The 22,036-nt window shown below is 67.0% G+C and carries 18 protein-coding genes; 8 read left to right on the top strand and 10 right to left on the bottom strand.

The genetic code is table 11. From position 1 onward, the window contains the following. Positions 1–29 precede the first annotated feature (29 nt). Together J7I84_RS03660 and J7I84_RS03655 are read left to right on the top strand one after the other, a co-directional pair. A complete protein-coding gene (locus J7I84_RS03660; RefSeq protein WP_214940743.1) occupies positions 30–1,757 on the top strand; it encodes a dolichyl-phosphate-mannose--protein mannosyltransferase in 1,728 nt (575 codons plus the stop codon). A 67-nt stretch (positions 1,758–1,824) separates the two neighbouring features. After that, the gene (locus J7I84_RS03655) at positions 1,825–3,654 is read left to right on the top strand and encodes a long-chain fatty acid--CoA ligase (RefSeq protein ID WP_214940722.1); all 1,830 of its coding nucleotides are present in this window, start codon (positions 1,825–1,827) and stop codon (positions 3,652–3,654) included. Here J7I84_RS03655 and J7I84_RS03650 read toward each other — a convergent pair. Together J7I84_RS03650 and J7I84_RS03645 are read right to left on the bottom strand one after the other, a co-directional pair. Further along, the gene (locus J7I84_RS03650) at positions 3,645–4,844 is read right to left on the bottom strand and encodes a TIGR01906 family membrane protein (RefSeq protein WP_214940718.1); all 1,200 of its coding nucleotides are present in this window, start codon (positions 4,842–4,844) and stop codon (positions 3,645–3,647) included. The two genes, J7I84_RS03655 and J7I84_RS03650, sit on opposite strands and share 10 nt — an antisense overlap. A gap of 124 nt (positions 4,845–4,968) precedes the next feature. Continuing rightward, positions 4,969–5,961 (bottom strand): stage II sporulation protein M, encoded by a 993-nt coding sequence (locus J7I84_RS03645; protein WP_214940716.1) that lies wholly within the window; start codon positions 5,959–5,961, stop codon positions 4,969–4,971. A gap of 88 nt (positions 5,962–6,049) precedes the next feature. On the opposite strand from J7I84_RS03645, the gene J7I84_RS03640 reads away from it, so the two are divergent. Further along, complete coding sequence (locus tag J7I84_RS03640; RefSeq protein ID WP_214940714.1) at positions 6,050–6,850, top strand: RDD family protein; 801 nt, start codon at positions 6,050–6,052, stop codon at positions 6,848–6,850. A gap of 1 nt (position 6,851) precedes the next feature. On the opposite strand, the gene J7I84_RS03635 is transcribed toward J7I84_RS03640, so the two are convergent. From J7I84_RS03635 to J7I84_RS03620, 4 genes are all read right to left on the bottom strand, one after another. After that, on the bottom strand, positions 6,852–8,090 hold the full coding sequence (locus J7I84_RS03635) for an Ig-like domain-containing protein (protein WP_214940712.1): 1,239 nt from the start codon (positions 8,088–8,090) through the stop codon (positions 6,852–6,854). Between the two features lie 64 nt (positions 8,091–8,154). Further along, on the bottom strand, positions 8,155–9,621 hold the full coding sequence (gene ahcY, locus J7I84_RS03630) for an adenosylhomocysteinase (RefSeq protein ID WP_214940710.1): 1,467 nt from the start codon (positions 9,619–9,621) through the stop codon (positions 8,155–8,157). Between the two features lie 75 nt (positions 9,622–9,696). Next, a complete protein-coding gene (locus J7I84_RS03625; protein ID WP_214940709.1) occupies positions 9,697–9,924 on the bottom strand; it encodes a hypothetical protein in 228 nt (75 codons plus the stop codon). Positions 9,925–10,002: 78 nt separating this feature from the next. After that, positions 10,003–10,389, bottom strand: coding sequence for a DUF3499 domain-containing protein (locus J7I84_RS03620; RefSeq protein WP_159632513.1), 387 nt, complete (start codon positions 10,387–10,389; stop codon positions 10,003–10,005). Positions 10,390–10,505: 116 nt separating this feature from the next. Between J7I84_RS03620 and J7I84_RS03615 the strand changes: the two genes are divergently transcribed. Continuing rightward, positions 10,506–11,018: a metallopeptidase family protein gene (locus J7I84_RS03615; protein WP_214940708.1), complete on the top strand. Its 513-nt coding sequence runs from the start codon at positions 10,506–10,508 to the stop codon at positions 11,016–11,018. 36 nt (positions 11,019–11,054) lie between these two features. Here J7I84_RS03615 and J7I84_RS03610 read toward each other — a convergent pair whose 3' ends face one another. Genes J7I84_RS03610 through J7I84_RS03600 form a run of 3 tightly spaced genes read right to left on the bottom strand, consistent with a single transcriptional unit; the run spans position 11,055 to position 16,742 of the window. After that, on the bottom strand, positions 11,055–12,818 hold the full coding sequence (locus tag J7I84_RS03610; protein WP_214940707.1) for a DUF5719 family protein: 1,764 nt from the start codon (positions 12,816–12,818) through the stop codon (positions 11,055–11,057). Next, positions 12,811–16,179 carry a glycosyltransferase gene (locus J7I84_RS03605; RefSeq protein ID WP_214940706.1) on the bottom strand — a complete coding sequence of 1,123 codons (3,369 nt, stop codon included), beginning with the start codon at positions 16,177–16,179 and terminating at the stop codon, positions 12,811–12,813. Before J7I84_RS03605 ends, J7I84_RS03610 begins: the two co-directional genes overlap by 8 nt. A gap of 29 nt (positions 16,180–16,208) precedes the next feature. Next, a complete protein-coding gene (locus J7I84_RS03600) occupies positions 16,209–16,742 on the bottom strand; it encodes a WhiB family transcriptional regulator (RefSeq protein WP_214940705.1) in 534 nt (177 codons plus the stop codon). A gap of 387 nt (positions 16,743–17,129) precedes the next feature. Here J7I84_RS03600 and J7I84_RS03595 point away from each other — a divergent pair, with 387 nt between their 5' ends. After that, on the top strand, positions 17,130–17,831 hold the full coding sequence (locus J7I84_RS03595) for a TIGR03089 family protein (RefSeq protein WP_214940704.1): 702 nt from the start codon (positions 17,130–17,132) through the stop codon (positions 17,829–17,831). A 12-nt stretch (positions 17,832–17,843) separates the two neighbouring features. On the opposite strand, the gene J7I84_RS03590 is transcribed toward J7I84_RS03595, so the two are convergent. Then, the gene (locus J7I84_RS03590) at positions 17,844–18,404 is read right to left on the bottom strand and encodes a GtrA family protein (protein WP_214940702.1); all 561 of its coding nucleotides are present in this window, start codon (positions 18,402–18,404) and stop codon (positions 17,844–17,846) included. A gap of 173 nt (positions 18,405–18,577) precedes the next feature. Here J7I84_RS03590 and J7I84_RS03585 point away from each other — a divergent pair, with 173 nt between their 5' ends. Genes J7I84_RS03585 through J7I84_RS03575 form a run of 3 tightly spaced genes read left to right on the top strand, consistent with a single transcriptional unit; the run spans position 18,578 to position 22,009 of the window. Further along, positions 18,578–19,774 (top strand): 5-(carboxyamino)imidazole ribonucleotide synthase, encoded by a 1,197-nt coding sequence (locus tag J7I84_RS03585; RefSeq protein WP_214940701.1) that lies wholly within the window; start codon positions 18,578–18,580, stop codon positions 19,772–19,774. After that, the gene (gene purE / locus J7I84_RS03580) at positions 19,771–20,349 is read left to right on the top strand and encodes a 5-(carboxyamino)imidazole ribonucleotide mutase (protein ID WP_214940700.1); all 579 of its coding nucleotides are present in this window, start codon (positions 19,771–19,773) and stop codon (positions 20,347–20,349) included. Before J7I84_RS03585 ends, purE begins: the two co-directional genes overlap by 4 nt. A gap of 10 nt (positions 20,350–20,359) precedes the next feature. Next, positions 20,360–22,009 (top strand): LCP family protein, encoded by a 1,650-nt coding sequence (locus J7I84_RS03575; protein WP_214940699.1) that lies wholly within the window; start codon positions 20,360–20,362, stop codon positions 22,007–22,009. Positions 22,010–22,036: the final 27 nt, after the last annotated feature.

Raw genomic sequence — 22,036 nt, 5'->3', positions numbered from 1 at the left:
TGCCGGGTCTTCCAGCCGCAAAAGGTAGCATGGGGCTCGTGACGCAGACCTCGACGCGGCCCGCCGGGGCCTGGAAACCCAGCCCGGCGGCATCCTCCACCGGTACCGGCGCCACTGAGGTAGCGCCCGGAGGGAAAGCCGGCCATTCCTGGATCAGCCGGCCGGACGAAGCGTTCACTGTCGAAGCGCTCCGGGCGAGGCTCATCGGTACCGGCACATCCTGGCGGGAGTACCCGCCGTCGCTGCGGCTCTGGTTCATCCTGGTCCCGGTCCTGACGGCGGTGGTTGGCGGGCTCCTCCGGTTCATCCGCCTCGAGGTGCCGCACAAGCTGGTGTTCGACGAGACGTACTACGTCAAGGATGCGTACTCGTACCTCATCAGCGGCTATGAACGCAGCTGGCCGGACAAAGCCAATGATTCGTTCAATGCCGGGAATCCGGACGTCCTGCTGAACACCCCCGAATATGTGGTCCATCCGCCAGTGGGCAAATGGATGATAGCGGCGGGGATGTGGCTGTTCGGGCCGGAGAATCCCTTCGGCTGGCGCTTCGCGGCAGCCCTCACGGGTACCCTCACGGTGCTGCTGGTTTCCCTGGTCGCCCTGAAACTGTTCCGCTCGCTTCCGCTGGCGGGCGCCGCAGGGCTGCTCCTCGCCGTCGACGGCCACCACCTGGTGATGTCCCGGACGTCGCTGCTGGACATCTTCCTCACGTTCTGGGTCCTTGCCGCCTTCGGCGCCCTGCTCATGGACCGGGACGATGGTCGCCGCCGCCTGGCCGCACGGCTGGCAGGCGCCGCCGCCGCGAACGGTGGACAACCGCCGGCAGGCGTGCTGCTGTCCGGGCCGTGGCTGGGTGTGCGCTGGTGGCGGGTTGCAGCCGGGGTCTGCATGGGCCTGGCGGTGGGAACCAAGTGGTCCGGCCTGTTCTTCCTGGCCGGGTTCGGCCTCCTCACGGTGCTGTGGGACCTCAACGCCCGGCGCGTGGCTGGCATCCGGGGCTGGATCAGCGGCGGGGTCATCCGGGACGGCGTCCCCGCGTTCCTTGGCATGGTGCCTGTGGCAGGAATCGTGTACTCGGCCACCTGGACAGGCTGGTTCCTGTCGGACAACGCCTACTTCCGCCATTGGGCGGAGAGCAACCCGTCGGCAGAATGGGGCTGGCTCCCCGACTCCGTCCGGTCCCTGGTCCACTATCACCTGGAAGCGTACAAGTTCCATCAGGGCCTGAGTTCGGAGCACCCCTACCAGGCCAGCGCCTGGAGCTGGCTGGTGATGGGTCGGCCCACGTCGTTCTTCTACGAATCCCCGCCCCAGGGCACGCCGGGCTGCGACGTGGAGAAGTGCACCTCCGCCATCCTGTCGGTCGGAAATCCGCTGATCTGGTGGGCGGCGGCCATTTCGCTGGTGGTCCTGCTGTTCTGGTGGGTGGGACGCCGGGACTGGCGTGCCGGCGCGGTGCTGGCCGGTGTCGGCGCGGGCTACCTGCCATGGTTCATGTACCCCGAGCGCACCATGTTCTACTTCTACGCGGTGTCCTTTGAACCGTTCCTGATCCTTGCCCTGGTGTATAGCCTGGGCCTGGTCCTGGGCCGGGCCGGCGATCCGCCATGGCGCCGCCGCTCCGGGCTGTACCTGGTGGTCCTGTTCCTGGCCGCGGCAGTGCTGCTGTCGGCGTTTTTTTACCCGATCTGGACCGCCGAAGTGATCCCGTACGTCGACTGGAAAGTCAGGATGTGGATGCCGTCCTGGATCTAGGGCAGGATGGCAACAGAGACCTGAAGGAGCCGCTGCCGCGGCATGGCAGCGGAAACGGAGACCTGCTGTGAGAGAAGCGAGCACGGAACTGCTGGTTGAGCTTGACGCCGACAGCAACGTGACTGACCTGCTGCTGGAGCAGCACGCCGCCAACCCGGCCCACGCGCTGTACCGGCGAAAAGGGCCCAACGGCTGGGTGGATGTTTCCGCCCAGAAGTTCCTGCAGGACGTCACCGCCCTTGCCAAGGGACTGATCGCAGGGGGCCTGGAACCCGGCGACACCGTGGCCGTCATGTCCCGCACCTCGTATGAGTGGACCCTGGTGGACTTCGCCATCTGGTTCGCCGGCGGCGTCACGGTGCCCATCTACGAAACCTCCTCCGCCAGCCAGGTGCAGTGGATCATCCAGGACGCGGGGGTCCGCCGCGTTTTCGCAGGTGACCGCGGCATCGTACAGCTGGTCGGTGGCGTGGTGGCCGGTTCTGCCGAACTCAGCGACCGGCTGGTCAACGTGGTGCGGATGGATTACGACGGCGAGGCCCCGGATCTTGCCAGCCTCGCCGCTGCAGGCACCGGAGTCAGCGATGCAGAGCTGGAGCGGCAACGAAGCCGCGCGGGGCTGGCCGATCTCGCCTCGCTGGTCTACACATCGGGCACCACGGGCAAGCCCAAGGGATGCGAGATCACGCACGGGAACTTCGCCCTGGTGGCGAGGAACATCGTTGCATTCCTGCCGGAAATCCTGCAAAAGGACCAGGCGCGCACCCTGATGTTCCTGCCGCTGGCCCATGTGCTGGCCCGGGCCGTCCAGGTGGTCTGCCTGGCCGCGGGGGCAACCCTGGGGCACACTCCCGGCGCCGCGCAGCTGCTGGAAGACCTCGGGACGTTCCGGCCCACCTTCCTGCTGGTGGTGCCGCGCATCTTCGAAAAGGTCCGGGCAACGGCAGCGCACAAGGCCGCCGTGGCAGGCAGGGGTAGGCTGTTCGACGCTGCTTCGGCGGCCGCCATCGAATACTCCCGGGAACAGGACCGGCAGAACCGGGGCAACGGTCTGGGTCCCGGTCTGCTGAGCCGGACCCGGCATGCGGTGTACGACCGCCTGGTCTATCCGAGGCTGCGCCAGGCGCTGGGCGGCGAGGTGGGATACACCGTTTCCGGAGCCAGTCCCCTGGCATCCGAGGACGCACACTTCTTCCGTGGCGTGGGGATTCCCGTCCTCGAGGGTTACGGCTTGACCGAGACCACGGCGCCCTGCACGGCCAACACCCCGTCACGCACCAAGGTGGGAACAGTGGGGATACCTGTTCCGGGCACCACCATCCGTGTGGCCGAGGACGGCGAAATCCTGGTTAAGGGCATCGGCGTCTTCAGGGGCTACCACGCCAACCCGACGGCGAACGCTGAGGCGTTCGTGGACGGCTTCTTCCGCACCGGCGACCTGGGCGCCCTGGACAAGGACGGCTTCCTCACCGTAACGGGCCGGAAGAAGGATCTGCTGGTCACGGCGGGCGGCAAGAACGTGGCCCCGGGGCCGCTCGAGGAAAAGATCCGCACCCACCAGCTGGTGGCCCACGCCGTGGTGGTGGGCGACGGCAGGCCCTTCGTCTCAGCCCTGCTGACCCTGGACCCGGAAGGCGTTGCCAACTGGCGGGCTGAGCGTAACCTGCCGCCGCTCCCCCTCAATGAGGCTGCGGGCGACCCTCAGATCCTGGCCGCCCTTCAGGAGGCGGTGGATCTTGCCAACCAGATGGTGTCCAAGGCGGAGTCGGTGCGCACTTTCAGGCTGCTGGACGCAGAGTTCAGTGTGGAGTCCGGACACCTGACGCCGTCCCTGAAACTGAAGCGGACCGCCGTCGTGCAGGAGTTCCAGGCGGAGATCGCCAAAATCTACGGCTGATCCACCGTCTCCTGCTCCGCGTCCACCTGCTTTTCCTCCCGCGCAATACCGCGGCGGCGGCGGGTGGGCCAGGTGAGCACCAGCGTCACGATGGATGCCAGGAGCACCAGGCCGCCGATGGCGATGCCGGCGTCAATCCAGAACTGGCTGGGGAACAGCCTGATAAGGGTATCGTCCAGGCTGAAGGTCCACGACCCCTCAGCGAAGAAGATCCGGTGGAATTCGGTGAAGAACTGCTGCCACCCCAGGGCCGCCAGCGTGCCCAGGCCCAGTATCAGGACCAACGTGATGATGGAGCCTGCGAAGAGGCCGCGCCGTATCCCGCCAGTGCTGCGCCGGCGCAGGTACAGGATGGCGATCAGCGCCAGGAGGAGCAGCAGCGCACCGGCACCAAAGGTGGAAAGGATGACCACCTTGACGTCCGCCATATGGCTGACTTCGCCGTCTTTGAAGAGTTTTTCGCCGCCGCGCTGCACCAGATCACCCAGGTACCTGGGGCCCGACCAGTTGATGAGGTAGTCAACGGCGTAGGAGCCGTAAGTCATCCTGTCGTCGGTGCTGAAGCCGTAGCCGTCGCCCGGGAAACCGGGACGGTTGTACTCCACCCAGAGGAAGAGCGGCGTTGTCACGGCGCGGACGGCAAGGATCAGGAGGATGAAAGGGTAGATGATGGCCAGCAGGACCTGCATGACGCGCGGCGCCACGGGCTTGGCGTTCGCGGCGCTTTCGCGCTGGGCATTGCGGCGCTCCACTTCCTCCTCCGGGGGACGGACGTGCAGGGCAGAAGTGGGAAGGGGTTCCTTGAAGACTGGCGAACCGTCGGCGCCGGCGGGCTCCTCCCGCGGGGAGGCGGCGGACGATCCGGCGGCGGGACGTCCGGCAGCTGACGGACCGGCAGCATGAATTCCGGGGGCGGAGGATCCGACGGCGGCTTCCGCCGCCTTGCGGTGGGCGCGGCTCTCGGGCTGGCCGGCGTTGCCCCCAGCGGTGGATCCGTGCCGGCCAGGCTTATCCCCTTCAGGTTCTCCCGCGTCGGGCTTGTCGCCGGCAGGCTCTTCGCCAGCGGAGTTGTCGCCATCAGTGGGCGTCAGCCAGGAGAACGCGGGCTCGTCGGAATCCCCGGAGGTATCCAGCAAAGGTTCCGGCTGCGGCGCAGCGCTTTTGGCGCGGACCGGTGTTTCGTCATTCACAGCAGCGTCACTTCCGTTGGGTTCCGCGCCGGTGCCATTCCGCCGGCGCGATTGATTCTGCTGACGAGCCTACCGTCCGGGACTTCCACTGGGCGAGGAACCACCCCGGCAGGATTACAACGATTCAGGCAGCGATTTCGGCGTAGCCGGCGTCTTCCCGGCGGAGGTCGCCGCGTTCCCCGGCGAGGAAGGCCCTCCTGCCCCACACCAGGACGTAAATCCAGTACGCGCCGAGAACTGCCGCGCCGATGCCGATCCTTGCCCAGGCAGGGAGCGGACTGGGAGTGACAAACCCTTCCACCAGTCCCGAGACGAACAGTACGAGGACCAACCCCAGGGCCACGGTGATCAGGGACCGGCCTTCGTCCGCCACTGCCCGGCCCCTGGTCCGGGACCCGGGCGAGACCATGGCCCAGAAGATCCGCAGTCCGGCCGCCGAGGCAACAAAAACGGCGGTCAGCTCCATCAGTCCGTGCGGCAGGATATAGCTGAAAAAGACGTCGGATTTACCGGCGGACGCGAAGATTCCGGCGGCAATGCCCACCCCCTGGGCATTGCCGAACAGGATCATGGGCACCCAAACCCCCGTGATCCCCAGGGCCACGGCCTGCGCACAGATCCACGCATTGTTGGTCCACACGGCACCGGCGAAGGACGCTGCCGGGTTCTCCGAGTAGTAATTGGTGAAGTCCTGGTCCACGTACTGGGCGGCCGCGCTCTCGGAGGCCACGGCCCTGAGCGCCTCCGGGGACGTACCGATCCATGCCGCGTACGCAGCGGCTATCAGGACGAAAGCCGTCCCGCACGCCAGGGTAAGCCAGGTCAGCCGGTACAGCGCCGCCGGCAGGGCCACCACGAAAAACCTGGCCAGGTCAGCCATGGCATTGGACCGTGCACCGGTAAAGCGGGTCCTGGCTTGGGCCAGCGTAGCTGAGAGGGAGGCAGACAACCCGCTCTCCGGGGCCACGGAGCGGACCAGTGACAGGTGGCCGGACGTTGACTGGTAGAGCGTCAGCAATTCATCGGACTCGGCACCCGTGAGCCTGCCTTTGCCGGCCAGCTCCTGCAGCCGCGCCCACTTGTCGGCGTTAACGGCGGCGAAGGCATCCATGTCCACGGCTACAGCCTAGCGCCCGGCATTAGACTTTGACCCTCCGCACCATCGGATCGTCCGCATCACCGGCAGCGAAGGGCAAGGACGCAGTGTGAGCCATATAATCACCGGCGAGGCAGTCGTACTCGAGCTCCGGCCCGCCAGCTTTGCTGCCCGGGCCCTTGGCCTGGTCATCGATGTCGTCGCCCACGTGGTCCTGCTCGTGCTCTTCATGGTTGGCCTGTCCGCCGCCGGTGCTGACCTGGACGGTGCCGCTGCCCGCGCCCTTGGCCTGGCCGCCGTCGTATTCTGCCTGGTGGTGCTGCCGGTGGGAGTGGAAACACTAAGCCGGGGCAGGTCGCTCGGCAAACTGGCAACGGGTCTGCGGGTAGTGCGTGAGGACGGCGGCGCCATCCGGTTCCGGCACGCCATGATCCGCGGGCTGACCGGATTCCTCGAGATCTACCTGACATTCGGCGGGCTCGCCCTCGCCGTGGCGCTCTTCAATGACAAATCCAGGCGGCTCGGCGACCTGCTCGCCGGAACCTACGCCGTGCGCAGCCGGGTTCCCGCGGAAGCAGCCGTTCCGGTTTTCGTGCCGCCCTACCTGCAGGCGTGGGCTGCCGCGGCCGACATTGGGCGCATCCCCGACGCCACGGCGCGCAGGGCCGCCCAGTTCATCCGCCAGGCAGGGCGGATGGCTCCGCTGTCCCGGGCCGGTATGGCGCAGGCGATCGCCGAGGAACTGTCGGCACACGTGGCCCCGCCCCCGCCGCCGGGGACCGGTCCGGATGACTACCTGGCCGCCGTCGTAGCCGAACGGCGGAACAGGGAGTTCACCAGGTTGTCGCAGGCACGCCGGCGGAACGCGGAAACAGGCCAGCGGCTGCAGCGCCTGCCGTTCGCCAACTGACTCAGTTGTCGTACTCGCTCCATGGAATGTTCCAGTCGCCATACCCGTCGGTGTTCGCAGCGTAGTCACCTTCGGTGTTGATGATCTGGACCACGTCACCGGTTCCCATGTTGTCGAACACCCAGGCTGCCCCGTCCGGGAGGAACCCGATGCAGCCGTGGGATACGTTGGTGTTCCCGATGTACGGATACGCGGACTCGAGCGCCTGGTGGATGTAGGCACCGCTCAGGGTGAGGCGGATGGTGTATTCGACGTCAGCCTCACCGTAGTAGGCGGGATCTCCGGGCTTCAGCCCGATGGTTGCCGCCCTGAAGTGGTCGAACCGGTTCTTCTCCATCAGTACCGCGTATCCCTTGGCGGAGGGGAAGCGCTTGTCCCCCATACTGACGGGCAGGGTCTTGACGGGCTGGTCGTTGATGCTCAGCGTGAACGTGTGGGCCGTGGCGTCGGCGATGGCCACCTTCTTGTCCCCAATGGCGACATTGACTTTCTTGTTGAAGTTCGCAATCTGGCCGTTTCCAAGGTCAACGCCGAAGAGCTGCATGTCCATGGTGATAGTGGAGTTGGCTGCCCAAAAGTTTTCGGGGCGGTACCTGACCATGGTGTCGCTGTACCAGTGGAACGCCCCGGCCTGTCCTGCCGTGGTGGTGATCTTGATGGCCTTTTCCACCGCGGCGCGGTTCGTCACGGGCTCGCTGAAGATGATCTGCAGGGGCTGTCCTACACCAACCTTCATGCCGTTCAGCGGGTAGATGGCGGCGTCAGCCTCATGCGAGCTGGAGACGGTGTTGAAGGACTGGGTTGTGCTGGTTTCCCGCCCTGCAGTGTCCTTGACCACGTAGGTGTAGCTGTACTCGGTGTTGAACTCCAGGGGCGCGGTGGCGGTCCATGACGTCCCGCTGGCGTCAATGCTGCCGTCGATCGTCTTACCCGAAATGCTGGCGAGGGTGACGCGCTGGATGATCCCGTTGCCCACCTTCAGGGACACCGGGGCGGCCGGATTCACCTGCTTGGCATTGTTGGTGGGAACCACGTCAAGCTTGACCGGCGGCACGACGGGCGATGCGATGCCCGGCGAAGTCCGCAGAGCGGAGCCTGCCTCCGATTCAAGGGGTCCACCCGCAAGGCCCGGAGCGACGGCGGCGAAAACCCCGCCCACGGCAGCCAGGATACATACGGCTGCCACGGCAAGGATTTTCTTGGCAGTCCCCCGGCGCCGGGGCTTTACATCAGGCTCCATGTTTTTGATCCTAGGTGCAGAAAATAACGGCCCGGGCGCTTGGCTGCGCCCGGACCCTTACGTCTCAGTAACGATAGTGCTCGGGCTTGTAGGGACCGGCGACGTCGATGTCCAGGTATTCTGCCTGGTCCTTGCTCAGTTCGGTGAGCTCCACGCCCAGGGCGCCCAGGTGCAGCCGTGCCACCTTTTCGTCCAGGACCTTGGGCAGGACGTAGACCTTGTTCTCATACTCGTGCTGGTCCCGCTTGGTCCACAGCTCGATCTGGGCGATGGTCTGGTTGGCGAACGAGTTGCTCATGACGAAGGACGGGTGGCCCGTGGCGTTGCCGAGGTTGAGCAGCCGGCCTTCGGACAGGACGATGATGGAGCGCTCGGCGTCCTTGCCCTCATCGAAGACCCACTCGTGGACCTGCGGCTTGATTTCAACCTTTTTGATGCCGGGGATGCGGGCCAGGCCGGCGATGTCGATTTCGTTGTCGAAGTGGCCGATGTTGCCCACAATGGCTTTGTTCTTCATGCCGGCCATGTGCTTGGCCAGGATGACGTCCTTGTTGCCGGTGGTGGTGATGAAGATGTCGCCCTGGGCGAGGACTGATTCCAGCTTTGCCACCTGGTAGCCGTCCATGGCGGCCTGCAGGGCGCAGATGGGGTCGATCTCGGTCACGATGACGCGCGAGCCCTGGCCGCGCAGCGCTTCCGCGGCGCCCTTGCCCACATCGCCGTAACCGCAGACGACGGCGACTTTGCCGCCCATCAGTACATCGGTGGCCCGGTTGATGCCGTCGGGCAGGGAGTGGCGGATGCCGTATTTGTTGTCGAACTTGCTCTTGGTGACGGAGTCGTTGACGTTGATGGCGGGGAAGAGCAGCTTGCCCTGGTCTGCAAGCTGGTACAGCCGGTGGACACCGGTAGTGGTTTCCTCGCTGACGCCCCTGATCGCGGCAGCCGTCCTGGTCCACTTCTTCGCGTCTGCGGCCAGGGAGCGGCGCAGCACGCCGAGGAAGATACCGTACTCCTCCGAATCCTCGGGATCAGCGGAGGGTACGTTGCCCACGGCCTCGAACTCCACGCCCTTGTGCACCAGCATGGTGGCATCGCCGCCGTCGTCCAGGATCATGTTGGGACCAAGCTCGGGGTTGGACTCTGCGCCGGGCCAGGTGAGGATCTGTTCCGCGGTCCACCAGTATTCCTCAAGGGTCTCGCCTTTCCAGGCGAACACCGGCACGCCCTGCGGATCCTCAACCGTGCCCTTGCCCACCACGACGGCCGCGGCGGCCTCGTCCTGGGTGGAGAAGATGTTGCACGAGGCCCAGCGGACCTCGGCGCCCAGCGCCGTGAGCGTCTCGATCAGCACGGCGGTCTGCACCGTCATGTGCAGGGAACCCGCGATCCTGGCACCTTTGAGCGGCTGGGTGGGGCCGAACTCCTCACGGAGGGACATGAGGCCGGGCATTTCGTGCTCGGCAAGGCGGATCTGGTGCCGGCCGGCTTCCGCCAGGGAGATGTCGGCAACTTTGTAGTCAAAAGTCATGGGTGGTCCTTTGCTTGGTCCGGGTCCTGGTCCAGGCCCCGTTCTGCTGTTTCTGTCCGTACGGATGCAGGTGAACTAGTGCCCTGCCGCAGCGGGATCATGCTGGTCAGAACCTGCGGAGGCTGCTGCACCAAGCAGTTCCGGAGGCAGCAGCAAAGGGATCCCGTCCTCGATGGCGTACCTGTTCCTGGCTCCCGTGGCCCCGGCGGCGGTGGCCACCAGCTCCTCGCCCTCCTGGACCAGGGGCGAGCCGGTCACGGGGCAACGCAGGACGGACAACAGCTCGGGACTGATCTTTGGCATTTGTTCATGCTCCCTGGCGGGCGCGCTCGCGCCGGTAGCGGAAAAGATGTGCAGCTCCAGCCTACCGCCAGATGTGGCTCAGGAAGGTTCCCGTAGGACCCGCAGGTGCCCCCGACGTGCGCCTTCGGTGCCGGCCGGAGCTTCAAGGGCGGAGTGGTGTGCCCGCTGGGCGGGTGCCTGCGGCTCAGGAGGGAGGGCGGCGGCATCGCGAACAGCGTTGGCGAGCGCCAAAAGGTCATCGGGTCCTGGCTGCTGCGGGGTGGAAGGCATGGCCAGGCGCAGGACTTCCCAGCCGCGGGGCACCGTCAACGAATCAGCGTGCTGCTCGCAGAGGTCGTAACAGTGCGGTTCGGCGTAGGTGGCAAGCGGACCCAGGACGGCGGTGGAATCTGCATACACGTACGTCAGGGTGGCTACCGCCGACTGGCGGCAGGCAGACCTTGAACATTGACGGATAGCTCCCACGACATCACAGACTACCCCTTCGCCGCCCAAAAGCCGCGCATTGCGGCCCGGCCGACGCGCCCCCTGGGCCAACGGGATGTGTCGCGGAAATCCTCCCCCGGGTTTACAGTCAATGTATGCAGTCATCGAACCATGAATCAGGTTTTTCGGTCCGGTTGGCTGACCCGGATGCCCCCGCGGCAACGGGTGGGGAGACCACCGGCAGGAGCTTCTCCAGGCGGCGCCGGAACCGCCATGGGCGGGGCCTCCGCGGCGAGGTCATGTTGCCTGCCCACCCCGGCTACCGGACGCGCGGCGACCGCTTTGACGACATGGTGCTGGACTCGGCCCAGCGGCTGCACGACATCTGGGGCAAGACCCTGGACGGCGTGCGGTTCGGCGTGGACGAGATTCCGCCGGACCTCGAGCAACTGGCTGCGAATGCGTCCGCTCCACCGATGGGCTCCTACACGCCCGCGGCGGGTGGGGACGGCCCCATGATCACGGTGTACCGGCGGGTGGTGGAGCAGGCGTGCTCCAGCGTGGAAGAACTGCAGGACCTGGTCCACGACGTTGTGGTGGAACACACGGCGGAAATGCTGGGCGTGGCGCCGGAGACTTTGGATCCGGTGTACCGCCGCCGCTACTGACACCGGCCGCAGGCAAACGTGCGGCCCGTTTCCCGCCTAGTAGCCCAGCGCGACCGGGACCGTTTCCTGGCCTGCGGCGGCTGCCAGGAAGGCCAGGGAGGAGACATCGTTGCGGCCGTCCTGCCCCAGCAGCACCGCTCCGTAGGCAGCACCACCGGAGGCGGACACAACGTAGCCCACGACGTCGGCCCCTTCAGCCTGGTCAGGAATGGTGATGGAGGCGGTGGTCCCGCCGGCGATATCGGCCGACGCAGCGGCACGGACCTTTCCGTCCGCGGTGATGGGCGCGTAGGTGATGGTGGCCCGGGTGTCCAGGGCCCCGAACACCAGTTGGCGTTGGCCGCCCTTGGGGACGGGAACCACGTGCTGGCTGCCGAGCCGTACTGCCGATGCCGCCCATGCCACATCCGAAGCCTTTCCCGCCTGAAGGCCGCGGCTCATGCGGGCGGCGGCGAGGAAGGAGACGTCGGATGAGGCGGCAACCGTGTACTGGCCGGCGGGCACCCCTGCCAGGGACACCTCAGTGGTTGAACCGGCTTTCGCGGTGATCACCCCGCCAGTCGGCAGCGCGTGCTGGCCGTCCCGCCCGTACAGCTTGATTTCCACCACTGCATCTGACGCGCCCGGAACGGTCAGTTCGAGGGCTGGTCCCGCATCCCGGTACCCGGGCTGTGCCGTCAGGGCGGCAAGCCCGGCAGGGTCCTGGATGTCCACGCCGGTCATCAGCTGGCGGACAGCTGGGGCGGTTCCCGGGCTGATGTAGTCCACACCACCGGGGGTGAGGCCGCGCAGGAAACTTTGCTGGATGGAGGCTGCAACCGGCCCACCGGCACTGCGGACGTGCACGCTGAGCTGCGGCTCGTTGGGCGCGAGACCAGCGAGGACTACGCTGCGCGTGGTGCCGGGGGCAACCAGCAGCCCCCGGCTCCCGGGTGCCTGGACTTGGCCGCCGGAACCGAACAATTCAAGGCTCACTGTGGCGGGTGTGCTGGAGGCGTTGGTCAACGCCAGCACGGAGGTGCGGCCCACAGTGGTGCTGGCACCAGCCAGCCACTGGTCATTCGAGGGCGTCCCGCAGTTAGCCGCTGCGCTGCCCTGGAGGTCGCCGTCGATTGCCGTGTACTTCATGGCTCCGGCGGCCGACGCATTCTGGTTTGCCACGGCGTTGGCGCTCAGGACGTTTACCTGGTCCACGGTCCGGTCTGCCACCACTCCGGCACGGAGATCCTGGGGGGCTCCGGCAGGGGGCGCCTGCCCCGGGTCTTTGGCGATTTCGACGGCGGCGCCTCCGTCCAGGTGCGCCAGCCGGCTTCCCGGCAGCACACCTCCGGCGCTCAGCACTGCGGCACTGACCCTGGTTGCCGCAGTAGCGGATTCGGGCCGGAACTGGGCATCGGTGCCTGCATCGGTGCCCTCGAGCAGGCGTGCAGGGCCTGGGCACACGCCGAGGCTGGCACCCGCGGGAACGGCAGCTTCGGCGGCCGGTACAGTCCGGCTCGACGCAGGCCCCGCTATCTGGGAACCGGCGGCCACTACGGCTCCGCCGCCGGCGAGAATAAGAATGCCCGCCGCGGCTCCGGCAATGGAAGCTGCGCGGCCCTTGCCGCCCGGCAGCCGGGTGGCGCCGCGGCCGGACGCCTTCCGGCCCTGCCCCGCTCCGGGATGGCTGGAAGCAGGCTTTCCGGCTGGCTCGGGTTTGCCCGGTACTTCCTGCTGATCACTTGGAAGCAGCGGTTCGGCAGGGTCCGGCGTTCCGGCACCAGCCCCGCCCTTGGCGGCCGGTGGGGTGTGCTCATGCATGTTGGTGTTCCTTACGCAGGGAGCCCTCGTCACGGGAGAGGCCGGTCCGCGGCCGCCGGGCCGGCATGGGGATGGCGAGGATGACGGTGAGCCCAATCACTGTTATTTGGGCGGCAGCAGCCCAGAATGACCACGGGTTTTCGTAACGGACCGTCAGCTGGCCTGCCGATGCCGGAAGGGTGAAGGCCTGAGACCATCCGGAGGTGGTGGAAGTCAGCTTCCGCCCGTCGAACCAGGCGCTCCAGCCGGGATCGGCCCGCTCGGCAAGTACCACCAGCCGGCCTTCCGGGCCGGCCGGGACAGCGGCGTCGACGTCGTCAGTGCCGGAAGCGACCAACGCTGTGGCCGTCCCGCCGGCATCCACAATACGGACCCGGTGGGCAACGTCGGCGGCCTGGGAGCCCCCCTGGCTTAGTGGGCTGATACGCCAGAGCCAGCCGACGTCGGTCTGCCCCACGGCCACCAGGCCCGGGACTGCATCCATGCGGCTTGCGGTCAGCTGGGCTGCGGTGTCCGCAGAGCGGAGCACCACAAAGCCGACACCAAGCTGTTCGAGGTCGGTGCGGGGATCCACGCCCTGCCCGGCGACCATGGTGGCCACAACGCGGCGGACAGCTGCGGTGACGTCGTCGTCATCGCGCACCTCTTCCGCACCGGGAGCCCCGATGATGTTCCGGGCGGAGGCGATGGCAGAGAGGCTGTCCAGGGTGGTGCCGGACCCGCGCATCAGGGATGCGTTAAAGGTGCCGTCGTCTCCGGTGCTGAGCAGGAGGGTACGCGTCTGTTCAGGTCCGGTGCCGCGGTCGACGGCGGTGGCGGGAAGGGACCGTGGGGTGGCGGCCTCCACGAGCCGCGGAGTGCCCAACGCTCCCCCGTTCCCGTCAGCGGACGGGTTCGAAGCGGGGGCCCCGCCCTGGCTTGCCGGTGCGGCGGCGGTACCGGCCGGACGCAGCAAGTTTTGTGCGGACCAGGCGGCCATGCCTGCCAGGGGTCCGGCCAGCAACACCACCAGGCCAAGTGCCAGGCCGGCGCGGGCGGCCGGCCTGGTCCTCGCCCCGGAACCGGCTCCGCGGTCCGCTGCTGAGAGCAGTTGCTCCGACCCGAGGAGCGCCGCGGCAAGGAGGGCAAAGGACGCGGCGGACACGGCGGGCCCGGGAAAGGGCGTCACCATGACACCTGCGTTCAGTCCGGTGGCAACATGGCCTGCCAGCCACCCGCCGGCCAGGGCGATAATCGAACCGATCCAGAACCATCTGGCAGTACGGGCCCTGCGCCCCGCGCTGAAGAGCCCTACTACGGCGAGGACCAGCACCGGCCCTGCAATGAGCAGAGCCAGGAGCAGGGCCCACGGCGCCGTCCCGCCCTGGAAGGCGGCGAGCCCCCGGAGGCCACCGGCGGGGTCGAAGGACAGGGGCTGGCCCAGGATCTGCTGCCACAGCGGGGCGGCGTCGAATCCAAGGGGGAGCCCGGGGTCGGCCAGGAGCGCGCGCGGCCTGTCGAGGGTGGACAGTGCAAACGGGATAAACAGGGCCGCGCTGGGGAGCAGCGCCCACCACACTGTCCGGCCACGCCGTCCGAGCAGGATGCCGCACAGCACGATGACCACAGTTGCGGGGATGAGCAGGGAGGGCGCGGACGCGGTGGTGACAGCCAGGGCGAGTCCTCCGGCTGCGGCTGCCGTCCACGATGGAACTCCGTTGATGCCTGCCTTGGCCGGGGGCTGCTCACCGGGTCCGTAACCGGACGCTGAGGTGAGGCTGAAACGGCCATGGCCAACTGCTGAGCCGGTAGCCCGCAGGAGGCCCAGGACTACCAGCGGCAGCATAATGTGTGCGATCAAGGCACCTGCCCGGCCTTGGTTCAGCGCGGCCTGGAGGGCCGGCGCAGCGGCCCAGAAGATTGCCGCCGCGAAGCGGAGCCGACGGCGTTCGGTCACGCCGCCCGCGGCGAACCACGCCGTGAGTCCTGACAGCGGGGCAGCGAGCAGAAGCAGCCAGGCCATGGCCGCGTTGGCATCGCCTCCGCCGGCGACGCCGATCACCCAAAGGACGTAGCCAAAGGGATCGCCCCGGCCGGGAAGGCCCGCTCCCAGGCTGACCCACCAACTGGAGGCGTTGTGCCAGATGTCCCCCAGGTCCGCCGAGACAGGGATCAGCGCTCCGCCGGCTACGGCCCGGGCACGGAACAGCCCTGCGAGCGCCAGGAGCGAGGCCACTGCTGCGATGATGGCGGCGGCGAGGGCACCGTTGCCCACCCAGCCGCGCTTGCTGGTGGCCAGGGCGGCAAAGTCGTCCGCGGCGTCTCCGGTGGGCTGGTGCGCGAGCGGATCCTGCACGAGGTGGTCAGAGGCCGACCCGTCGGATCCCAGGGCCTCCATCAAGGACCGGCGGTGGCTCCATACCTCCCGGCGGGGCGTCTGGAGTTTGCGGATGACGGACCGGCGGATGCGCCGCGTACGTTTGGCTGTCCGCCGGGCCTTGGCCACCGCCCGGGGCCGGCCCAGGGCAGCGCAAGTGGCCAGAAGCTGGGAGATGCCATGGCCCGGATCTTTGACCACGATGCTCAGGACCAGCTTGAAGAGGCTGCCCAGCAAGGCGCCGATGCCATGGACGGGCACCATCCAGAGCGGGCAGTGCTTTAGGCGCAGATGGACCTGCGCTTTACGGGCTGCGGACGGGTTTCCAAGGGCGTGCGGCCGGTGCGCCACATGGAACATCCGGGCTGCGGGGACCACCACTACGCGGTGCCCTGCCAGGCGGTTCCGCCAGCAAAAGTCGACGTCGTCGCCGCTGCCCGGCAAGGCGGGGTCGAAACCGCCCAACTGTTCCCAGACATCCCGGCGCACCAGCATGCCGGCAGAATTCACGGCGAAAGTGTCGGTGCGGCCGTCGTACTGGCCCTGATCCATCTCATCGGCGTCGATGAGGGTAAGCCGCTCGGCCCACCTGCTGGTGGAGAGGCCCACATCCATCAATTTCCGCGGCGAATGCCAGTCCAACTGTTTGCAGCCGGCAACGGTTACCGAGGGTGCACGCTCCACGGCGCCCAAGAGTTCAGCGAGTGCTTCCGGCGCCGGCGCAGCGTCGTCGTGGAGCAGCCAGAGCCACTCCGTCCTGCCGCCGTCCGCGTTTCCGTCAAGTGGCACCAGCGCTGCAAGCGCGGCGGAGACCGCGGCACCCATGCCGCCCTTGCCCCGGGGGTGCCTGGTTACGCCGGCGTCACCCAGGGCCTCCCTGAGGAGGTTGTATGAATCGTCGCCGGATCCCGCGTCCACGCCGACGGCGCGGTCAGCCGGGCGTGTTTGGGCCGCCAGGGCTGAAAGGGTTCTGGGCAGATAGGCACTGCCGTTGTGGGCAACCACAACGGCAGTGACATGGACATCCTGAAGAATTAGATTGCTCGCTTCCTAAGCCGCCGCCGCTCACGCTCGGAAAGGCCTCCCCAGATGCCGAACCGTTCGTCGTTGGCCAGCGCGTACTCAAGGCACTGTGACCGCACATTGCAGGCGCCACAGACCTTCTTGGCATCACGGGTCGAGCCGCCCTTCTCAGGAAAGAAGGCTTCCGGATCTGTCTGGGCGCACAAGGCGTCCGTCTGCCAGCCCAACTCACCCTCGTCGTCGAAGTCCTGCTGGAGCGGCAATCCAATCCACACCGGCTGGGCCGTCCCGGCCGCCGCCAGTTCCATGGGGGGGTCAAGGTCGTCTTCCGGTTCTGCACCGCCATCCAGGAGGGCTTCATGCGCGGCAAGGAACGCCGTGGCCTGATCCTCAAGGACGCTGGCGGAATTCCTGTTATACCGCTCCGCAGCACCAGGATCGGCGGGATCCACGTACCAGTCGCTCGGCACCCCCCGCGCACGGTATTTTGCCGTTGCCTGGCCGGCCACGACGGCATCTTCCTGGATACGCTCTGCTTGCCCCACGGCGACCCTCCTGATGTTTAAGCCACTGCCTGGATACATGGACACTCGGTTGTGTGCCGGTATTTACGCAATTGCTTTAGATACCTAATTACACGTGTGTAACTAGGGCTAGTCAAGCCGTCGCCGGGATAATAGACAGTCCCCGTTCGGAAATTTGTGCACGCCACGCCCGGGATTTTCACCGGCCTCGGCGTGGCGGAGCCTACAAGTGGGCGGATCCGGGCAGGAAAGCCCCAAAAACCCTGCACTGGCGGGAAAAATACCTGCTTTCAGCCTAAATAGCAAGCAAGCTTAGCAGCGCTAGTGATTAACATCACTTTCCGTGACGGTGGACCCACGGGCTCCTGCCGGATGACCCGGGGAATCGGTCAGTGGCAGGATGAAGCCATGACGACAATCCCCGCGATCGACTTGATGCAGAGCCTCCGTTCCGGCAACTCCACGGCACCACGCCTGACCTGGTACGGCCCCGATTCCGAGCGGGTGGAACTGTCCGGCCGGGTCCTGGACAACTGGGTGGCCAAGACCAGCAACCTCCTGCAGGACGAACTGGACGCGGAGCCGGGCATGCGGCTGCGGCTTGCACTTCCGGCGCACTGGAAAGCACTGGTCTGGGCCCTGGCCGGCTGGCAGGTTGGCCTGGAAACGGTGCTCGACGGCGGTGCGGCGGACTTCCTGGCCACAGACAGCCCCGGCGCTTTGGAGGGAGAGTACGACGCCGAAATCGCCGTTGCGCTGCCGGCCCTGGCCATGCGATGGGCTGGCCAGCTACCCGCCGGCTGCCTTGATTACGCTGCAGAAGTGCGGTCGCACGGGGATGTCTTCCTGGCGCACGCCGATCCGGATCCGTCAGCCCGCGCTCTGGTGACCGGCGAGGGACGGACAATTTTGCACAAAGAACTGATCACCGGCTTTGCCCTGCCGCACGCTGAAGGCGTCAGGCTGCATGTTCCGGCCGGCGCCGGGCTCGAAACTGCACTGGCCGATGCGCTGGGAGCGTGGCAGCAGGGCGGCTCCGTGGTGTTAACCCATGCGGACGTCGCACTTACCGACAAACTGCTGGCGGACGAACGCATTCACGGCAATTGACTGCCGGCGGCGCTAAGCCTGCGGGCCGCCGTCGACGGAAGTGGAAGCGGGACTCTCCGCCGCGCGTACGGGTTCGCGGTGCGGGTGGCCTTCGATGATTTCGTGGTCGTTGGAAAACTCCGGTTCCTGGTCCAGTTCCTGGTTGAAGACCAGGAAGCGGTACGCGAAGAAGCGGACAACCGTAGCCACCAGGATGCCGGCCACACCCGCCAGGAACAGCAGGTTCTTGTCGTCGATGCCCATCCCGTACTTGGCCAGCGCAGTGAAGCCGGTGGAGATGCCAATGCCAATGCCGTTGATGATGACAAACATGACAAACTCGCGGAGCACGTTGGCCTGGCGCCGGTGGCGGAAGGTCCAGAAACGGTTTGCCACCCATGAGAAGACCGTGGCAACGGTTGCGCCCACAAAGCGCGCCTTCGCCTCGCTGTCCGTCATGGGGCCATGCATCAGGTAATAGGTCAGGCCGTTGTCGATGACGAAGGCCACACCGCCCACCGCGCCGAACTTGGCCACCTCGCGCCAAAAGAGTGAGGCGAGCCCCCGGATACGATCTGCAAGTGTGCTAAACATGACCCTCCATGGCCGTGACGAACTGTGGGCCACTCGGCCAAGGGTCCATTTTAGCCCCCAAAGCTTTGAGCCGCCCCGGAGAAGCAGGCGCCCGCCGTTCCGCCCTTGAAAATCTCGTCCCCCGCCGGGGCGAAAAAAGCGGGATTCGGCCTGTCTTCGGTAGGCTGGAAGATGTGACTTTTCCAGTGATAGGCGTGGTTGGCGGCGGCCAACTCGCGCGAATGATGGCCCCTGCCGCTACAGCCCTCGGCTTTGAACTCCGCGTCCTCGCCGAGGGCGAGGACGTTTCCGCGGTGTCGGCCGTGCCCGCAACGCCGGTCGGCGATTACAAGGACCTGCAGACACTCCTGGAGTTCTCCAAGGGCCTGGACGTGATGACCTTCGACCACGAACACGTGCCGACGGACCACCTCCGTGCCCTGCAGGATGCCGGTGTCAACGTCCAGCCCGGACCGGACGCGCTGGTCCACGCCCAGGACAAGCTGGTAATGCGCGCCGCCATCGATCGGCTGGAATTGCCAAACCCCGTTTGGGCGTCCGTGGATGACGTTGAGGCCCTGGTCCGATTCGGCGACGAAACAGGCTGGCCCATAGTACTGAAAACCCCCCGGGGCGGCTATGACGGCAAGGGTGTCCGGATCGTCGCCTCAGCAGAAGAGGCCGCGGAGGCCGCTGACTGGTTTGCCGCCATGAGCCCCCTCCTGGCCGAGGCGAAGGTCGAGTTCACCCGTGAGCTCTCCGCGCTCGTGGCACGCACCCCCGACGGCGAGGCCAGGGCCTGGCCGGTGGTCCACACCATCCAGGTGGACGGTGTCTGCGACGAGGTGATCGCGCCCGCGCTGGACATCCCGCTGGAGGTAGCTGCCGCAGCCGAGGACGCGGCATTGCGCATCGCCGCCGAGCTTGACGTCACCGGCGTCCTTGCCGTGGAACTGTTCGAAACCCCGGGTGCGGGAGCTGGCTTCCTGATCAACGAGCTGGCCATGCGGCCGCACAACACGGGCCATTGGACCCAGGATGGTTCCATCACCAGCCAGTTCGAACAACACCTTCGCGCGGTCCTGAACCTGCCCCTGGGCGCCACCGATGCACTGGCACCCGTGGCCGTCATGAAGAACTTCCTGGGCGGCGAGAACCAGGACCTGTTCTCCGCCTACCCCATGGCACTGGCCTCCGAGCCGGCCGCCAAGGTCCATTGCTACGGCAAGTCGGTGCGGCCCGGACGCAAGATCGGCCACGTCAACCTGCTGGGCAGTTCCACTGCGGAGGTGGATTCGGTCCGCCGCCGGGCCACGGCCGTGGCGGGCATCATCCGCGACGGGCGGATTGCTGCCGAAGAGCCTTCCGCAATTTTCGAGGAGAACGCATGAGCGCCGAAGCCACCGCCGGTCCCGCAGCGAGCCCCCTGGTGGGCCTGGTCATGGGCTCCGACTCCGACTGGCCCGTCATGGAGGCCGCTGCAGATGCCCTCGCCGAGTTCGGCATCCCCTTTGAAGCGGACGTCGTCTCAGCCCACCGGATGCCCACCGAAATGATCCGGTACGGCCAGACAGCGCACGAACGCGGCCTGCGGGTGATCATCGCCGGCGCCGGCGGCGCGGCCCACCTGCCGGGCATGCTCGCCAGCGTCACCCCGCTGCCGGTGATCGGGGTTCCGGTTCCCCTGAAGACCCTCGACGGGATGGACTCGCTGCTCTCCATCGTCCAGATGCCGGCAGGCGTGCCGGTGGCCACGGTCTCCATCGCGGGCGCCCGGAACGCAGGGCTCCTGGCCGTGCGGATGCTGGCCGCCGGCACCGATGAACTTGCCGCTTCCCTGCGCGCGGATCTCCTGGACTTCGCAGCGGACCTCAACGCCGTGGCGGCCCGCAAGGGCGCAAACCTGCGGCAGAAAGTCAGCGAAGTCTTCCCGGGCGGCTCCAGCGCCCTTCGGGGCAGCCGTTAGGGCGCCGGGCATGGCCAGCAGCAGCAGCGTTCTCAACACCGGGCGGGGCGCGTCGCTGACGGATCCGGTGCGCTACCCGGTGAGTGCTTCCCCCGCTGTCCGTACCAAGCGTGCTTTTGTGCTCGTCCTGCTGACGCTCCTGGTGCCGGGCAGCGCCCAACTCGTGGCAGGCGACCGCAAGCTGGGACGCATGGCCCTGCGGGTAACGCTCGGTGTGTGGGCGCTCCTGCTGCTGGCTGTGGTCCTGTTGCTGGTCAACCGGACCCTGGTCATCAACATCGTGACCAACCCGGTCACGTCGCTGCTGCTGGTGGTCGTGTTGGCGGCGCTGGCCATCGGCTGGGCGTTTCTGTTCCTGAATACCCTGCGGCTCATCCGCCCCGTCCTGCTGGCACCGCGGGCGCGACCCGCCGTCGGCATCGCCCTGGTGCTGGCGTTGGTCCTGGGCAGCGGCTCCATGGGCTATGCCGCCTACCTGCTGAACGTTGGCCGGAACGCGATTGGCAACATCTTCTCGTCCGGCCCGGCGATCAAACCCGTGGACGGGCGCTACAACTTCCTCATGATGGGCGGCGATGCCGGGGACGACCGAACCGGCCGCCGTCCGGACAGCCTCTCCGTCCTGAGCGTGGACGCCCAGACGGGCCAGACCGCCATCATTTCCGTTCCCCGGAACTTCCAGAATGCGCAGTTCAGCGAGGGCTCGCCCATGCGGTCGCTCTATCCTGACGGTTACAACTGTGGCGACGAATGCCTGATCAATGCCATCAACACCGAGGTCACCAACGAGCACGCCGCCCTCTACCCAGCTGTGGAGGACCCCGGCGCGCAGGCAACCATGGAAGCCGTCTCCGGGACCCTGGGCATGCAGATCCAGGCCTATGTTCTGGTTGACATGCAGGGTTTCTCCACCCTGATCGACGCCATGGGCGGCATCCGGATCAAGGCCGGCGGCTGGGTTCCCATGAGCGGCTACTTCGACGAGGCCACCAAAACCCACGGGATGCCCCTCGGATGGATCCCGGCCGGGGACCAGACGCTGAACGGCGCCCAGGCGCTCTGGTACGGGCGATCGCGCGAATACGTGGATGACTATTCCCGCATCCAGCGCCAGCAGTGCGTGCAGCAGGCAATGCTGAAACAGCTGGATCCCGCCACCCTGCTGTCCAAGTTCGAGGACATCGCCAGGGCCGGTACCAAGGTGGTGGAGTCCAACATTTCCTCAGCCCAGCTGGGCAGCTTCGTGGACCTCGCCATCAAGGCACGGGGCAAGGACGTGAAGCGGCTCACCATCGGACCGCCGGACTTTGACCCGTCGTTCTCAACGAACCCTGACTTCAACCAGATCCACGAGCGCGTGGACCAGCTGCTGGCGTCGGCATCCGGCCAGGGGGCACAGTCGGCAGGAATTCCCGACGACGTGATGGCAGTTCCACAGGCAGGCGCCGGACATGTCCAGGCCGCCGGAGCCCTCCCGGCCACCCTGCCCACTGGCGGCAATGCTGTGCAGCAGCCCTCGCCGTCGGACTTCACGCCGGTGACCACAACACCGGACGGCGAGCCGATCACCGAGGAGATGCTCACCAAGCTCAAGCTCGAAGGCAATGAAGAGGCCATTCGCCAGCTCGTGGCCACCAACGGACAGTGCGCCCCGCTCTAGGGCCCACCCGTCAGATCCCACCCATCG

This window comes from Arthrobacter sp. ISL-85 (genome assembly GCF_018613675.1).
GTDB lineage: Bacteria > Actinomycetota > Actinomycetes > Actinomycetales > Micrococcaceae > Arthrobacter.
Note: the sequence above shows the minus strand (reverse complement) of the source record. Positions and strands in the feature narration are given on the sequence as shown.

Excerpts from the sequence above, each read along its gene's own strand:
- J7I84_RS03660 (WP_214940743.1), top strand. The coding sequence starts at position 30 with ATGGGGCTCGTGACGCAGACCTCGACGCGGCCCGCCGGGGCCTGGAAA.
- J7I84_RS03635 (WP_214940712.1), bottom strand. The coding sequence starts at position 8,090 with ATGGAGCCTGATGTAAAGCCCCGGCGCCGGGGGACTGCCAAGAAAATC.
- ahcY (WP_214940710.1), bottom strand. The coding sequence starts at position 9,621 with ATGACTTTTGACTACAAAGTTGCCGACATCTCCCTGGCGGAAGCCGGC.
- J7I84_RS03625 (WP_214940709.1), bottom strand. The coding sequence starts at position 9,924 with ATGCCAAAGATCAGTCCCGAGCTGTTGTCCGTCCTGCGTTGCCCCGTG.
- J7I84_RS03615 (WP_214940708.1), top strand. The coding sequence starts at position 10,506 with ATGCAGTCATCGAACCATGAATCAGGTTTTTCGGTCCGGTTGGCTGAC.
- J7I84_RS03610 (WP_214940707.1), bottom strand. The coding sequence starts at position 12,818 with ATGCATGAGCACACCCCACCGGCCGCCAAGGGCGGGGCTGGTGCCGGA.
- J7I84_RS03595 (WP_214940704.1), top strand. The coding sequence starts at position 17,130 with ATGACGACAATCCCCGCGATCGACTTGATGCAGAGCCTCCGTTCCGGC.
- J7I84_RS03590 (WP_214940702.1), bottom strand. The coding sequence starts at position 18,404 with ATGTTTAGCACACTTGCAGATCGTATCCGGGGGCTCGCCTCACTCTTT.
- purE (WP_214940700.1), top strand. The coding sequence starts at position 19,771 with ATGAGCGCCGAAGCCACCGCCGGTCCCGCAGCGAGCCCCCTGGTGGGC.
- J7I84_RS03575 (WP_214940699.1), top strand. The coding sequence starts at position 20,360 with ATGGCCAGCAGCAGCAGCGTTCTCAACACCGGGCGGGGCGCGTCGCTG.